The organism is Haemophilus sp. HMSC61B11 (genome assembly GCF_001838615.1).
Taxonomy (GTDB): Bacteria; Pseudomonadota; Gammaproteobacteria; order Enterobacterales; family Pasteurellaceae; genus Haemophilus_D; species Haemophilus_D parainfluenzae_AD.
On the sequence record NZ_KV837995.1, the window covers coordinates 124,526 to 139,176 of the forward strand.

At 39.7% G+C, this 14,651-nt stretch carries 15 protein-coding genes and 1 pseudogene; 8 read left to right on the top strand and 8 right to left on the bottom strand.

The genetic code is table 11. The features are described from left to right. Nucleotides 1–137: 137 nt before the first annotated feature. The 6 genes and pseudogenes from HMPREF3263_RS07855 to HMPREF3263_RS07880 all read left to right on the top strand — a co-directional run bounded on the left by HMPREF3263_RS07855 (nucleotide 138) and on the right by HMPREF3263_RS07880 (nucleotide 5,564). A complete protein-coding gene (locus tag HMPREF3263_RS07855) occupies nucleotides 138–482 on the top strand; it encodes an ArsC family reductase (RefSeq protein ID WP_014065062.1) in 345 nt (114 codons plus the stop codon). Nucleotides 483–562: 80 nt separating this feature from the next. Continuing rightward, a complete protein-coding gene (locus tag HMPREF3263_RS07860; protein WP_065243351.1) occupies nucleotides 563–1,015 on the top strand; it encodes a hypothetical protein in 453 nt (150 codons plus the stop codon). 86 nt (nucleotides 1,016–1,101) lie between these two features. Continuing rightward, a complete protein-coding gene (locus HMPREF3263_RS07865) occupies nucleotides 1,102–1,497 on the top strand; it encodes a hypothetical protein (protein ID WP_070853162.1) in 396 nt (131 codons plus the stop codon). A gap of 177 nt (nucleotides 1,498–1,674) precedes the next feature. Continuing rightward, nucleotides 1,675–3,630, top strand: a pseudogene (locus HMPREF3263_RS07870) (TonB-dependent copper receptor). Nucleotides 3,631–3,748: 118 nt separating this feature from the next. Then, the gene (dapE, locus tag HMPREF3263_RS07875; protein ID WP_070853163.1) at nucleotides 3,749–4,882 is read left to right on the top strand and encodes a succinyl-diaminopimelate desuccinylase; all 1,134 of its coding nucleotides are present in this window, start codon (nucleotides 3,749–3,751) and stop codon (nucleotides 4,880–4,882) included. Between the two features lies 1 nt (nucleotide 4,883). Then, nucleotides 4,884–5,564, top strand: coding sequence for a M15 family metallopeptidase (locus HMPREF3263_RS07880; protein WP_070853164.1), 681 nt, complete (start codon nucleotides 4,884–4,886; stop codon nucleotides 5,562–5,564). Nucleotides 5,565–5,603: 39 nt separating this feature from the next. On the opposite strand, the gene rapZ is transcribed toward HMPREF3263_RS07880, so the two are convergent. The 6 genes from rapZ to yjgA form a co-directional block, all read right to left on the bottom strand. Further along, complete coding sequence (gene rapZ / locus HMPREF3263_RS07885; RefSeq protein WP_070853165.1) at nucleotides 5,604–6,461, bottom strand: RNase adapter RapZ; 858 nt, start codon at nucleotides 6,459–6,461, stop codon at nucleotides 5,604–5,606. Between the two features lie 31 nt (nucleotides 6,462–6,492). Continuing rightward, the gene (gene ptsN / locus HMPREF3263_RS07890; protein ID WP_005696471.1) at nucleotides 6,493–7,011 is read right to left on the bottom strand and encodes a PTS IIA-like nitrogen regulatory protein PtsN; all 519 of its coding nucleotides are present in this window, start codon (nucleotides 7,009–7,011) and stop codon (nucleotides 6,493–6,495) included. A 3-nt stretch (nucleotides 7,012–7,014) separates the two neighbouring features. Beyond that, nucleotides 7,015–7,740, bottom strand: a complete 726-nt coding sequence (gene lptB / locus HMPREF3263_RS07895; protein WP_005696470.1) for an LPS export ABC transporter ATP-binding protein — start codon at nucleotides 7,738–7,740, stop codon at nucleotides 7,015–7,017. 3 nt (nucleotides 7,741–7,743) lie between these two features. Further along, nucleotides 7,744–8,262 (bottom strand): lipopolysaccharide transport periplasmic protein LptA, encoded by a 519-nt coding sequence (gene lptA, locus HMPREF3263_RS07900; RefSeq protein ID WP_049366269.1) that lies wholly within the window; start codon nucleotides 8,260–8,262, stop codon nucleotides 7,744–7,746. Beyond that, nucleotides 8,243–8,851, bottom strand: a complete 609-nt coding sequence (lptC, locus tag HMPREF3263_RS07905) for an LPS export ABC transporter periplasmic protein LptC (protein WP_070853166.1) — start codon at nucleotides 8,849–8,851, stop codon at nucleotides 8,243–8,245. Before lptC ends, lptA begins: the two co-directional genes overlap by 20 nt. Before the next feature lie 81 nt (nucleotides 8,852–8,932). Further along, nucleotides 8,933–9,469 carry a ribosome biogenesis factor YjgA gene (gene yjgA, locus HMPREF3263_RS07910; RefSeq protein ID WP_005697713.1) on the bottom strand — a complete coding sequence of 179 codons (537 nt, stop codon included), beginning with the start codon at nucleotides 9,467–9,469 and terminating at the stop codon, nucleotides 8,933–8,935. Nucleotides 9,470–9,557: 88 nt separating this feature from the next. Here yjgA and pmbA point away from each other — a divergent pair, with 88 nt between their 5' ends. After that, nucleotides 9,558–10,913: a metalloprotease PmbA gene (gene pmbA, locus HMPREF3263_RS07915; RefSeq protein WP_070853167.1), complete on the top strand. Its 1,356-nt coding sequence runs from the start codon at nucleotides 9,558–9,560 to the stop codon at nucleotides 10,911–10,913. A 203-nt stretch (nucleotides 10,914–11,116) separates the two neighbouring features. Continuing rightward, a complete protein-coding gene (hpt, locus tag HMPREF3263_RS07920) occupies nucleotides 11,117–11,656 on the top strand; it encodes a hypoxanthine phosphoribosyltransferase (protein WP_054418082.1) in 540 nt (179 codons plus the stop codon). 89 nt (nucleotides 11,657–11,745) lie between these two features. Here the strand turns inward: hpt and HMPREF3263_RS07925 are convergent, their stop codons facing one another. Then, on the bottom strand, nucleotides 11,746–12,831 hold the full coding sequence (locus HMPREF3263_RS07925; protein ID WP_070853168.1) for a tetratricopeptide repeat protein: 1,086 nt from the start codon (nucleotides 12,829–12,831) through the stop codon (nucleotides 11,746–11,748). A gap of 222 nt (nucleotides 12,832–13,053) precedes the next feature. Beyond that, nucleotides 13,054–14,574: a ribosome biogenesis GTPase Der gene (gene der / locus HMPREF3263_RS07930; RefSeq protein ID WP_070853169.1), complete on the bottom strand. Its 1,521-nt coding sequence runs from the start codon at nucleotides 14,572–14,574 to the stop codon at nucleotides 13,054–13,056. Nucleotides 14,575–14,651 lie beyond the last annotated feature (77 nt).

Consider the following 14,651-nt stretch of genomic DNA (forward strand, 5'->3'; position numbering starts at 1 on the left):
GCGGTTGATTTTCACCGCACTTTTTCTTTTGGATGTGAAAATTTATATCGGGCTAATCTATTTGTGATTAATTCATGTAGCAGTTACAATCCTCGTTCTAAATGAATTGAGGATTTTTTGTTTTTAGAGGTGAGAATATGATTATCGTTTATGGCATTAAAAACTGTGATACAGTGAAAAAAGCATTGAAGTGGCTAACTGAACATAATATTCAACATAAATTACATGATTATCGTGTGGATGGATTAGATACTCAATTCTTACAACAAGCAGAAGCCCAATTTGGTTGGGAAAATTTAGTCAATAAACGTAGTACGACTTGGCGTAATCTTGATGAAAATGTGAAAAATACACTCTCGAAATCTACCGCACTTTCCGTATTAGCTGAAAATCCAACGTTAATCAAACGCCCGATTATTTTGCAAGATGGTAAGGCATTGATTGGCTTCAACGAAAAAGAATATATTGCAGCATTTAAGTAGTATTAAAGTAGAGAATTTATTTTTACTTGTTTATCTACTTATTAGAACTACTAATTTTGATTAAAAAAGGAAATATAAAAATGAATAATGAACAACAAAATGAACAGCAAAAAGCCATACGACGTTTTTTTATTGGGAGTTTTTTTATTGCATTAGTATGTGCTGCCGTCGTTGATTTATTTCTTGCTTCAATGGATCGCGGCTCAGATGATATGGTATTGATATTTTTATTTTTTTATACTTTTTTTATCGTATTTATACCTAGTGTGATTACAACGTTTGTTTTTTACATCACTCAGGAAAAAGCAAGTAGCTACTATTCGCGGTATTTGTTACTGGCACTTTTGATGCCGACCTTTTTAATTCCGCTCCTGGCCACATTATTCGATTTGATTTATTTAAACAGTTGGCATGATGCTATTGATACGCTTGTAGAGTATTATCTAACGCACGGTATTTGGGCTTGTATATTGGGAGTAGCTCAACTGGTGTTAGCACAAGCGTGTTTTATAAAAATATGGGACACACAGTAACCTCTTAACCTTGTTCTTTATTAAAGCTGGAGGCTTTCTTATCTGCTTATTAGAGTTATTAATTTTATTTGAAAGGAAATATAAAGATGAATAATGCATTACAAAAGACTATACCACGTTTTTTTATTGGGAGTTTTTTTATTGCATTATTATGTGCAGTCATTATTTCTGAATTTGTTGGAGAGGCATTTTTTCTTTCTTTTCTTATTTCATTTATACCTGGGGTGATGACAACACTTATCTTTTTTGTTACTCGGGAAAAAGCAAGTCGCTATTATGGGCGGTATTTATTGGTGGCACTTTTTATGCCTTTTTTAATCCCTATTATCGTCGGATTATCTTTGCATTTTGTTGATTTAAACTGGGATAGCACTATTGATACAATTATAGGTACTTATTTTTTATTAGGTCTTCCTTGTACTATTTTGGGGATAGTTCAATTGGTGCTGGCAGTAGTATGTTTACCAGAAATGCGTAAGTAAATAGTCATCTTTTAACCTTGCCTTTCGCACTTAATAAGAATAAGATTCATTACAGTATTGTTACAATCTCAATCATTGATGTGATAAATGTTTCATAACTGTTGGTATTTGTTTGAAAGATTTTATGTGGTTGAATTGTGGTTTTTATGACTCAAGTGCCAAAACAAGGGATTGATTATGCATAACAAATCTTATTTTGCCCTTCTTCCTCTTTCATTTTTTATATCTAATGCTTTTGCTGAGGATACGCAGTCTGTAACATTATTGGATCCCATTGTGGTAACAGGTGTTACTCAGACGAACACCAATTCTGTCAAACTTAATCCTAAAACAACGCTTCAACCTTTACCTGCTGGTGATGGTGCAGATTTATTGCAATCTGTGGCAAATATGAGCGTGATTCGTAAAGGTGGGAGTTCTGGCGATCCGTTATTTCGCGGGTTAGGTGGTTCTCGCTTGAACATTCAAGCAGACGACCAATTCATTTATGGTGGGTGTAGCAACCGAATGGATCCGCCAACAGCTTATATTTTCCCATCAGCTTATGATGAAGTTGTGGTGACCAAAGGTCCCCAAACTGTAACTGAAGGTTCTGGCTTGGTGGCTGGCGCAGTTCGTTTTGTGCGTAAAGAGCCTGAATTTGATACTCAAAATACCTATTTAAACAGCAGTGTAACGCTTGGCGGAAACAAACGTAGAGATGCTTATTTCGATGCGATGGCGGGTGGTAAATATGGTTATTTACGTACGAGTATGTCACACAATGAGGCGGGGAATTACAAAGATGGCGATGGCAATAGAGTTCATTCATCTTTTGAGCGCCGTAATCAAATGTTACAGCTTGGTTTCACCCCGACAGAAAATACCTTATTGACCGGAACCTATGAGCGTAGTCGAGGCGAAGCGGCTTATGCGGATCGAATGATGGATGGGAGTAAGTTTGATCGTGATGCGTGGAATGTGCGATTTGTACAACGCAATATTACACCGTGGTTCACAGAACTGGAATTACGTTACGGTCAAAGCAAGATTGATCATGTGATGGATACTTATAGTATGCGTTATTTAAGCATGATGGGAAATCAAGTTAAAAAAGCAATGAATCCAAAACGTGAAACCAATACAGGGCATTTGAAAGCAACCTTTGATTGGTTGGATATTAATTTGCAAACAGGCATTGATTATATGCGTGATAAACACCTTTCACGTATGGAAATGAATGGTGAAGGATACAGACACAAGCCTTATCAACCACAGCAAAACTTTACTCAATGGGGCGGATTTGTTGAGGGGGCCTGGACGGCAAGCGATAGTCGTAAGTTTATTTCTGGTTATCGTTATGATGAAGTGAAAGCTGAATACGACACTTTAATGGCAAATCACCCAAATAAACACCATACGTACGGTTTACATTCAGGTTTCTTCCGTTGGGAAGAAGAAATCAATGGCATTAAATATTATGCTGGTGTAGGGATTGCAGAGCGAGCGCCAGATTATTGGGAACGCCGTGCAAGCCAAGTTTTAGATAAAGAGCAAAACCGTCAAATTGATACGGGATTGATGTGGAAGAATGATACCTTTGATTTTTCTGTGTCGCTATTTGGTAGTGATGTCCGCGATTTCATTATGTTAGAACGAGTAGGTAAAGATGTCTCGGCTCGTAATATCAAGGCAACTCGATTAGGCGGCGAAATTGAAGGCAAATGAAAATTTGCACGTCACTGGGAAATCGGTAGTAGTTTGGCTTATACCTATGGTAAAAATCGCACGGACGACCGTCCACTCGCTCAAACTCCACCATTAGAATGGAAAAACTCATTAACTTGGGATAATGAAACCTTGAGTGCAGGCGTTTTATGGCGATTGGTTTCGGCTCAAAAACGCTATGCAACGGGACAAGGCAACATTATTGGGCAGGACATTGGCGCTTCAGCAGGCTTTGGAACGTTATCCTTTAATACAGGGTGGAAAATTAATAAATATGCCACTTTGCAGGGCGGAATTGATAACTTATTTAATAAATCCTATGCAGAATTTGTGAGTAAAGGCGCAGATCCTTCAGCGGGGCTTCAAACTGTTCGAGTGAACGAGCCAGGACGCCAATATTGGTTACGTTTGCAAGTTCAATTCTAGGATTCTTCATAAACTAATAAAAACGGATAACGAGGTTATCCGTTTTTTATTTGAACAGATTTAAATTGAAGGAAAATTTTGTTAAATTAGACCGCACTTTTAGTCGTCACTTAATATTATGAAACAAAAAACTATTGAGCTTGCACAAGCATTAATTCGTCGCCCCTCTATTAGCCCGAATGATGAGGGCTGTCAGCAATTAATTGCGGAACGTTTAGAAAAACTCGGCTTTCAAATTGAATGGATGCCTTTCAACGATACGTTAAATTTATGGGCGAAGCATGGTAGTGGTGAGCCCGTTATCGCTTTTGCAGGGCATACCGATGTGGTGCCAACGGGAGATGAAACACAATGGACTTATCCGCCATTTTCTGCCGACATTGTGGATGATATGCTTTATGGCCGTGGTGCGGCAGATATGAAAGGCTCATTAGCAGCAATGATTGTGGCGGCAGAAGAATATGTGAAAGCCAATCCGAATCATAAGGGAACGATTGCTTTGTTGATTACTTCTGACGAAGAGGCAGCCGCGAAAGATGGCACCATACGTGTTGTCGAAACCTTAATGGCGCGCGGTGAGAAAATCACTTATTGCATGGTAGGCGAGCCGTCTAGTTCAAAAACATTAGGCGATGTAGTCAAAAATGGTCGTCGGGGTTCGATTACAGGTAACCTCTACATTCAAGGTATTCAAGGTCATGTGGCTTATCCCCATTTAGCGGAAAACCCAATTCATAAAGCTGCGCCTTTCTTGCAGGAATTAACCACCTATCAATGGGATAATGGCAACGAATTTTTCCCGCCGACCAGTTTGCAAATTGCAAATATTCATGCAGGCACAGGGAGTAATAATGTCATCCCTGGTGAGCTTTATGTGCAATTCAATTTACGTTATTGTACGGAAGTTACAGACGAAAGCATTAAGCAGAAAGTGGCAGAAATGCTCGAAAAACATGGTTTGAAATACCATATTGATTGGAATTTATCGGGTAAACCATTTTTGACGAAACCAGGTAAATTATTAGATGCGTTAACGACGGCAATTGAGCAAACAACCAGTATTACACCACAGGCAGAAACAGGCGGTGGCACCTCTGACGGACGTTTTATTGCGTTAATGGGCGCTGAAGTGGTGGAATTTGGGCCACTTAATGCGACGATTCATAAAGTAAATGAATGTATCAGTGTAGATGATCTAGCCAAGTGCGGTCAGATTTATCATCAAATGTTAGTGAATTTATTGGACAAGTAAGATGAAATTAACGCCAGAAATGTTAACCGGCAAATCCCGAGAACATTTGATCAATTTGCCTACACCTCATTCTCCAAATCATTTTTTGCAAGCAGAGGCAATGAAAGCGTTTCAAGGATTGCAGCAAAGTGCAGTCAAAAATGGCTTTAATTTGCAGCCCGCGAGTAGCTTTCGTGATTTTGAGCGTCAACAACTCATTTGGAACGGTAAATTTAACGGTGAACGCAAGGTTCATAATGATGCGGGAAATCCATTAGATTTAGCGTTGTTAGATGATTGGCAAAAAGCACAAGCCATTTTACGTTGGTCAGCGCTTCCAGGGGGAAGTCGTCATCATTGGGGAACAGAAATCGATATTTTTGATCCTGATCTTTTGCCTCAAGGTCAATCTTTACAACTTGAACCTTGGGAATATGAAAAGGGTGGTTATTTCTTTGAACTTAGTGAATTTCTCACTGAAAATCTACCGCATTTTGATTTTGTTTTGCCATTTATCAGTCAGCCAGAAGGTAAAAAAATTGGCCGAGAGCCTTGGCATATTAGCTATTTACCGTTGGCAGAGCAGGCATCACGATTATTTACGCCAGATGTGCTATTGCAGGTTTGGCAGCATGAAACCGTGGCTGGAAAAGAAACGTTAATTGCACATTTGCCTGAGATTTTTGAGCAGTATGTGGTTTAACAAAAAACGCAGCAAGTCGCTGCGTTTTTTATGGGTTGATTAATTCTTTTTATTCTTTTCCAAGGATTTGTGCTGAATCTTCACATCCTTACCTTTAGCTTGGAAATATTCACCAATTTGTTGAGCGATATAAACAGAACGATGTTTACCACCCGTACAACCAATGGCAATGGTGAGATAGCTTCGATTATTTTGCTCTAACATCGGTAACCACGTTTCAATGTAATTATGCGTTTGGTAGATAAAATTATTCACTTCATCATGTGCAAGTAAAAATTGTGCAACGGGTTCATCAAGCCCTGTCATTGGACGAAGTTCTGGATCCCAGTGCGGGTTAGGTAGAAAACGCACATCAAAGACATAATCGGCATCAAGCGGAATGCCATATTTAAAGCCAAACGATTCAACCACGATTTTAAGCTCTTTATCTGTATTACCCCGTAAAACCTCTCTTAAACGTTCAGATAACGAATGAGTAGAAAGAGGTGCGGTATCAATAATAAAATTAGCGTGTTGAATTAACGGTTCAAGTTGCTGATATTCTAAATCAATCGCTGATTCAAGTGGGAGATCTTGTGCTGAAAGTGGATGAAGACGACGTGAATCGCTGTAACGACGAATAAGTGTACTACGATCGCTGTCCAGAAAGATGATTTTGACAGAATAAGTGGCTTGAATATCTGTCAGAATCTTGTCTAAATCAGCACTTGAATGAGGAAGATTTCGAATATCAAGACTGATTGCAACAGCTGTTTGAGTTTTGGCGAGAATATTGGTGAGTTGAGGAAGTAAATCGAGAGGGAGATTATCCACGCAATAATAGCCCATATCTTCCAAAGCTCGTAATGCGACAGATTTCCCCGCGCCGGAGCGACCGCTGATAATAATAATTTCCATCTGCGTGATTCCTTATGGTTAGTCGGTTAGGTTATACCTCTTGAGGTTCAATATTATCTAAATTTGTGTCATCCTCAGATTCCTCTGAATGATCGGCACATTCAAAAATTTGCCAAATTTCATCCGCACTTTGTGCTGAACGAAGTTGTTTAATTAAGTTTTTATCGGTTAATTTTTCATTCAGTTCTGCCAGAACAGGAATATATTCTTGGCAGAGATTTTCAGGTACGAGCACAGCAAAAACGATATCCACCGGTTTATTGTCTGCTGCATCATATTCGACAGGCGTTTCTAATTGCATAAATACCGTTAGGATCTTATCTGACACAGTAGCAGGTAACTTGGCTTTAGGCATAGCTACGCCATTGCCCAATCCTGAATTACCTAATTTTTCCCGCTCAAATAAACATTCAAAACAGGCCTGTTCACCATTTTCGCATTGAAGTTTTTCAACAACGAAAGCGGCAATAGATTCAAATAATCGTTTCTTGCTAGAAAAAGCAACCCCCTGACGAATATCATCAGGGGAGAGCAATGTCGTAAATTTCATCGGTTATAGTTTAAATTGTTCGCCTAAATAGACACGTTTAACGTGCTCATCATTCATGACTTCTTCCGGTGTGCCGGTCGCGATAATTTTCCCTTCACCAACAATGTAAGCGCGTTCACAAACATCAAGGGTTTCGCGTACGTTATGGTCGGTAATTAATACGCCTAAACCACGATTGCGAAGATCTGTGATGATTTTCTTAATATCTGTGACCGAAATAGGATCGACACCGGCAAAAGGTTCATCTAATAAAATAAATTTTGGATTTGCGGCTAATGCACGCGCAATTTCCACACGACGACGTTCGCCACCTGAAAGAGATTGTCCCAGGCTATCACGAATATGGCCAATATTGAACTCATCAATTAACTCATCCGCTCTCTCTCTGCGTTGTTCTGCCGTGAGATCTTTACGAATTTCTAATACCGCCATAAGGTTTTCATATACGGTTAAACGACGGAAGATAGAAGCTTCTTGTGGTAAATAGCCAATTCCTCTGCGTGCACGTTCATGCATAGGTAATACGCTAATATCATCGCCATCAATGGTGATTTTTCCCTGATCATGACGTACTAAACCGACGACCATGTAGAAAGTAGTGGTTTTACCTGCACCATTTGGACCAAGTAGGCCAACAATTTCATTGGAGTTTACGGTTAAACTCACATCAGAAACCACTTTTCGGCTCTTATAGCTTTTTGCGAGGAATTCAGCTTGTAATACAGACATCGGTTATTTTTTACCTTTTTGTTGTAACTGGGTCGGAATTAAGACAGTTTGCACACGTGATTTTCCATTACCATTGGCTTTTAACTGTTGTTTTTTCACATCATAAGTGATGAGTTCACCGTTAATTTTGCTATCTAATTGTTTTAATTCAGCATTACCGGTCAATGTTAAGAATTCAGTACCTAAATCGTAGTGAACTTTATTCGCTCTACCGTCAACAGGCTTACCATCATCAAGTTGTTGGTGGAAGGTAACAGGGCTACCAAATGCTTCAACAGTTTCTTTTTTACCTGAATTTTCTGGTGGACGAGTAATGACTACTTTATTGGCTTTAATCAAAATGGAACCTTGCGTAATCACAACGTTATCCGTAAAGGTTACTACGCTGTTCTCCATATCTAAAGATTGATTATCTGAGACAATATTAATCGGTTTATTGGTATCGTCTTTTAATGCAAAAGCAGACAAAGAAGTCATCATTAACGCTGTTAAAAGCAGAATTTTATTGTTTGTTGATTTCATAATATGTTTTTACCTGTTCCTTTAGAGTTGCAACTTGCTGACGTAAATTTCCAACGAGCTTCAATCCGCTAGAGTTAAAGTTTAATCCGTTAATTTTTACTTGTGTATCGGAAGTAATGTCTTGTGTTTTTAAATTAATTACTGCGGCTTCAGTCTCAACACGTTGTAGGCGAGATAAAGGATCAAGGCTCTCGGCAACCACGCCACCTTCAAGATAGAGCATTTGATCTTTCGTTAATTTTGCCTTTTTCGCGCTAAGTTTCCAATTTTGTTTTTCTAATTGAATTTTATCGGTTTTCGCTTCTTTATCTTTATTGTCCAAAGAGACATCAAAAAGATAGACTAACGGCGAAATAAAATCCGTATGGCCGTCTTGTGTGTAATATTCCACCTTATCGGAAATCGCGAGATATTGTTTTTTTCCTTCTGGCGAGAATACAGTCGTTTCCATTTTATTACCGACGTATTCTGGGCTATCAGGCTTTTTGATTAGGCTTTGTAAATCGCCATGATCTTGATTAAGCGAATAATACCAGCCTAATAAAGCCAAGGCGATGACACCTAAAATAATATTCCAACGAATATTCATAAATAACGTTCTTTCCTTCTTAAAAGGGTAGCTAATCATAGCACTTTTTTGACACAAAGTGCGGTCAAAAATAGCCGTATTTTAGTCTTCTAAAATGAGTGTTTTTAAGATCTGATAAATCTCGCGATAAGCTTTTGACGGCTTATTTTGTTCCTTCTCTTTCTGTGCGGCTCGAATCAAATTACGTAAGTGTTGGCGATCTGCAGAAGGATGTTCATTTAACAAATCAGTCAGAGCCGCATCACCTTTTGCAATCAATTCGTCACGTAAGATTTCCAACTTATGCAGCATCGCTTGTTGCTGATTATGTTTGTTTTCAATTTTTTCTAAAGCTTCACGAATAGGCTCTGCATCAATTGAGCGTAAGAGCTTACCGATATATTGCAATTGGCGACGACGCGCCTCTTTTTGTAGGCGTTGCGCTAATTCAATGGCATCTTTTAAGCTATCGTCTAATGGAACCTTAGTCAGATTTGCTTTGGTTAAGTTCACCAATTTCTCGCCGAGCTGTTTTAAATCTTCAGCGTCGCGTTTGATTTCACTTTTACTTACCCAAATAATCTCTTCTTGGTCTTCATCTTCCCAATCAAAGGCCTCTTTTTTCTTACGTTTTGCCATTCTGTTACCTTATGAAAAATTTGGTGCATTTTAGCATAAACTTTCAAAATAAGATAAAATGGCGCAAATTTTTAATAGGATTATTACCATGAAAACAGCAGAAAATTTAACCGCACTTTTAAAATCTCAAGAGCAAACATTGCGTGATGCAGTCAGTTTTGCGATTGAAACCGCACAGAAAGCGGGCGCCACCGCTGAAGTTGGCGTAACAAAAGTGAGTGGTTTATCGGTTTCAACCCGTCTGCAAGAGATTGAAAATGTTGAATTTACTAGCGATGGGGCATTAGGCATTTCCGTTTATTTAGGTCAACAAAAAGGCAATGCATCCACCTCAGATTTAAGTGAAGAAGCCATTAAAAACACCGTTGAAGCCGCGCTTGCTATTGCAAAATATACCTCGCCAGATGATTGCACAGGGCTCGCCGATAAAGAATTAATGGCTTTTGAAGCGCCAGATTTAGCGCTTTATCATAGTGCAAATGTTGATGTTGAACAGGCTACCAAATTAGCGTTAGAAGCTGAAAAAGCAGCGTTGGAATACGATGCTAAAATTGTGAATAGTAACGGTGCAAGTTTTAATTCACATACTGGTGTGCGTGTTTATGGTAATACGCACGGCATGCTACAAAGTTACTTATCTAGTCGTTATTCTTTATCTTGTTCGGTGATCGGTGGTGAGCTAGATCAACTGGAAAATGACTACGAATACACGGTTTCACGTGAGTTTAAAGCGCTTTCTTTACCGGATTGGGTTGGGCAAAATTGTGCGAAAAAAGTGATTGCGCGTTTAAATCCACAGAAATTAAGCACGCGCGAAGTGCCCGTGATTTTCTTAAATGATGTGGCCACAGGATTAATTTCTCATTTAACGGGCGCGATTAGTGGCGGCAGCTTATATCGCAAATCCAGTTTCTTGCTCGATCATCTTGGAAAACAAGTATTGCCAGATTGGTTCCAAATCAGTGAGCGTCCTCATTTGTTAAGACGTTTAGCCTCTACGCCTTTTGATAGCGAAGGGGTTCGCACACAGAATCTTGAAATTATTCAAGATGGCGTGTTGCAAACCTATTTGCTCACCAGTTACAGCGGTAGAAAAATGGGCATGCAAAGTACCGGGCATGCAGGCGGTATTCACAACTGGCTCGTGAAACCAAATTTAACGGGCGGATTGACCGCACTTTTACGTCAAATGAGCACTGGTTTATTGGTTACCGATGTCATGGGACAAGGTGTCAATATTGTGACCGGGGATTATTCTCGTGGCGCAGCCGGTTTCTGGGTGGAAAATGGCGAGATCCAATATCCGGTTGCCGAAATTACCATTGCAGGTCAATTACAAGATATGTTGAAAAATATTATTGCGGTATCAGATGATATAGAGCATCGTTCCAATATCCAAACAGGTTCAATCTTGCTCAACAAGATGAAAATCTCAGGGAATTAATAAAATTTATAAAAATGATAATAATTCTTATTGACAGATGATTTCTTTCTGCTACTATACGCACATCTGTTTCGTAGCGATTGCAGATTGCTTCAACAGGTAGAGTAGAAAGTAAATTCGTTAGGGTTAAAAAGGCTGAAGGTTTAAACTTCAGCCTTTTTTATTGTAGAATACGCAAACGATTAAATTAAAAAGGAAAGACCATGAAAAAACACCACGTCGATATTTTAATTTCAGAAGCGGATGTTCGTAGCCGCATTACTGAACTTGGCGCAGAAATTACGCATTTTTATCAACAACAAGCCATTGATAAACTGATTGTTGTTGGGCTTTTACGTGGTTCATTTATGTTCATGGCCGATCTCGTGCGTGAATTAAAATTACCGGTAGAAGTGGAGTTTATGACAACTTCAAGCTATGGTTGCGGAATGACAAGTAATCACGATGTGAAAATTACGAAAGATCTTGAAGGGGATATTCGTAATGAACATGTGCTGATTGTTGAGGATATTATTGATACAGGTTATACCCTCGAAAAAGTACGTGGCATTTTGAATTTACGCGATCCTGCAAGCTTGGCGATTTGTACCTTATTAGATAAACCGTCTCGTCGAGAAGTGGAAGTGCCAGTTGAATGGATTGGTTTTTCTATTCCAGATGAATTTGTTGTCGGCTATGGCATTGATTACGCACAACGTTATCGCAACTTAGGCTATATTGGCAAAGTGGTTATAGACGAATAATTTAGTCATATTTTAAACATAAAAGTGCGGTCAGCTTTTTAAGCAAATTGCTTTTAAAATCTGACCGCCTTTTTAATGCTTGTTAACGATTAATCCTTGCGCGGTGGCCAATATACGTCTTCTTTTTTGACGATACCGCGTTTGAGAATATCGGCAGCAAGGGCGGCGGTGTCAGGCGGATTTTGGTAGAACGCTGCGTCTTCCTTGCTCATCGCAGAGTAGATGCCTTTCCAGTGGGTTTTGGCGGGTGGCAGGGGCAGGACTTCGTCTAGGCGTGGGAAGGTGTAGAAGGGGTTGCCGCTTTTGGTATCTGTGCCTGTAAGTGCTGTATACAACTCGTTGTAAGCTGTTTCACGGACAGGATCAGTTAGGGTGGAGGCGAATTCCTTCATATAGGCTTTCGTTTTACCATAAACGTGACTCAAACGTGAAGCCGATTCTCCCCCACTTTCTCCTCCATAGCGCACTGCATTGTGCATTAACCGCAAGGATTCTTTCTGATCACCATCAATGGCTTTAAACGAAGATAATTCCTTCATTGCCGCTGAAAATCCCTGCTTGGCAGCGCACTCAAACAGCAGTTGAGCGGTTTTTGAATTGTCGAGATTTTTTTCGTAAATCCGTGCCAATTCATACTGCGCCAACGGTACACCCAATTCCACAGCCTTCTGCAGGTAGGCAAGGCCGAGTTCCGGGGTGTAAGGGTAGCCAGCATGGCCTTCATACAAGGCATCAAACAGCCAATAGTATGCCATCGTCCAGTTTTTGTCCAGACCGTAGTGCAGCCATTTACGGGCGCGGTTGTGCAAGGGGTTGTACATGATGCCGGTCGAACCTTGGACATGGGTGTAGAGCAGGTAAAGGTTGTTAATTGCCTGATAATGTCCTTTTGATGCAGCCGCTTCGTACAAGATAATCATATTCTGCAGCTCCTGTTTATTCCTGCGTCCATCTTTGGCATGAATCAAAGTGGCAGCACGATACCAAAGATGGGATTCGGCATCGGGTGGAGATGGAGGCGTCCAAGCGGCGCAGGTGTATTCTGTGCGTTTGGGATCAAATGCTTTGGGTGCAGAAAGCGTTTGAGTATCGTTACGGTCTGATGCTGAAAATGAATTTACTCCGCAAGCAGTAATTAGCGGGATAAGTAAGAAAATGATATTACGTTTTTTCATATTTGAATGTGCTTTGGATGGATTAAAATTTAGTCTAAACATTCTTTTAAATAATGTAAATTATATTTTAACAATACCACCTGAAAATTAAAACTTTCATCAAAAAAACAAATTGATAACTTTATATTACTCATTTTTTAATGTGGTTTTTATGTTGTTTTTATAATAAAAAAGAGCGGTCAAAATTCACAGTGATTTTTGACCGCTCTTTGTTTGTTAAGATTAGCGTTTCGCTTTTTTGATAAACTTCATTAAACGTTTACGTTTACGTAATTGGTTTGGGGTGAGTTTATTTTTTCTACCCGCGAATGGGTTTGAACCTTCTTGGAATAGCAAGCGAATTGGCGAACCAATAATTTTCAAACTCTTACGATAATAATTAGATAAATAACGTTTGTATGAATCTGGTAATTTATCCATTTGGTTACCATGCACCACGATAATTGGTGGATTATAGCCACCAGGGTGAGCATATTTTAATTTAATACGACGACCGCCAATCATTGGTGGTTGATGCTCATCCGTTGCCATTTGTAAAATACGGGTGAGAAGGGAAGTCGTCATTTTTTGCGTCGCACAAGCATAAGCTTCTTTAATCGAATCAAAAAGATTACCCACGCCACTGCCGTGTAAAGCAGAAATAAAATGCACACGGGCAAAGTCGATGAAATCAAGACGGCGATCTAATTCAGATTTGACGCGATCTTTCACATCTTGATCTAACCCATCCCATTTATTCACGACGATCACAAGTGAGCGTCCTGCATTTAAGATAAAGCCTAGTAGAGAGAGATCTTGGTCTGAAATATTTTCACGCGCATCAATTGTGAGTAATACCACGTTTGCATCTTGAATCGCTTGTAACGTTTTAATAACAGAGAATTTCTCAACGGCTAAATGCACTTTACCACGTTTACGCACACCCGCTGTATCAATCAAGGTGTATTGTTGCCCATCGCGTTCCATTGGAATGTAGATACTGTCACGTGTTGTGCCTGGCATGTCGTAAACCACCACGCGATCTTCACCTAAAATACGATTGGTTAATGTGGATTTACCGACGTTTGGACGGCCTACAATCGCAATTTTGATATTTTTATCTTGTTCTTCTTCAAGCTCTTCGTCTAATGCTTCATCAATTAATGAAGTATCTTCCTCTGAATCGAAGTCAAATTCGTGATCCCATTCATCTTTTTCTTCTTCATCAGAAGTGCAGTCATTTTCTGCTTCGTTTTCTTGTAATTTTTCTGCTAAAGGTGCAAGCACTTGCTCCATTAATTGAGTCACGCCACGGCCTTGTGATGCGGCGATTTGTTCAATATCACCTAAGCCTAATTGATAAAATTCCGCACAGTGTGAATCAGCATCGATACCATCAGTTTTGTTTGCCACCACGACGGTTGTTTTATTCGTACGTTGGCGTAAGTAGTTGGCAATGCCAATGTCTGCAGCTGTTAAACCTGCACGCGCATCCACTAAGAAAAGCACTACATCGGCTTCTTCAATCGCTAATAAGGATTGTTCCGCCATTTTTTCTTCAACGCCTTCTTCAGTGCCATCAATACCGCCGGTATCGATCACAATGAAATCATAGCCAGAAATATTGGCATGACCGTATTTACGATCTCGGGTTAAACCAGGGAAGTCAGCGACAAGCGCATCTCGGGTACGGGTTAAACGGTTGAATAGGGTGGATTTGCCTACGTTTGGTCGACCCACTAAGGCAACGACAGGAGTTGTCATAAAAATATCTCTGTAAAGTGTAAATTTGGTTAATTATAGCGAATGTTGGCTGACAGGTAAAATTCGGGCATAAAAAA